This window comes from Mycobacterium talmoniae, assembly GCF_001854525.1.
Lineage (GTDB): Bacteria > Actinomycetota > Actinomycetes > Mycobacteriales > Mycobacteriaceae > Mycobacterium > Mycobacterium talmoniae.
This window is the reverse complement of record NZ_MLQM01000374.1, coordinates 1-590: the sequence shown is the minus strand read 5'-3', so window position 1 is coordinate 590 and position 590 is coordinate 1. Positions and strand designations below refer to the sequence as shown.

Genomic DNA, 590 nt, shown 5'->3' with positions numbered 1-590 from the left:
GTGGCGGGTAGCCGGGGTAGCCGGGCGGCGGGTAACCCGGCGGCGGGTACCCGGGTGGCCCATAGCCCGGCGGCGGATAACCGGGATTACCGGGCGGCGGCGTACTCACCACGTGAAAGGGCTGTCGTCGTCGGCGCGGGTCATGGCTCCCATCCTGTCGGCCGAGGCGGCATTTCTCAACGTTTCTCGACGCTGACCAGGGACTGAGCGGAAGCCGGTCTCCCCGGCCCCGTCGCCGCGTGTCGCGACCGGCGGTCAGCGTAGCGTTTGCACCATGGCGGAACTTAAAGCCCAGTTGCGGGCGGATCTGACCGATGCGATGAAGTCACAGGACAAGTTGCGCACCGCGACCCTGCGGATGTTGTTGGCGGCGATCCAGACCGAAGAGGTCTCCGGCAAGCAGGCGCGTGAGTTGTCCGACGACGAGGTGCTCAAGCTGCTGGCCCGCGAATCCCGCAAGCGGGCCGAGGCGGCCGGGGTCTATGACCTGTCTCTTATATGCATCTGACGGTGCCGGCGGACCACTCGGCGGGGGGGCTGGGGGTGGGCTGGGGGGTGGTGTGTTGAGGCTCGGGGCGCTGGCGGGGGTG

General features: G+C 69.0%; 1 pseudogene. It reads left to right on the top strand.

Annotated features, from left to right (window positions below):
• Nucleotides 1–274: 274 nt before the first annotated feature.
• Nucleotides 275–484: pseudogene (locus BKN37_RS27440) on the top strand (GatB/YqeY domain-containing protein); the annotation flags it as partial.
• Nucleotides 485–590 lie beyond the last annotated feature (106 nt).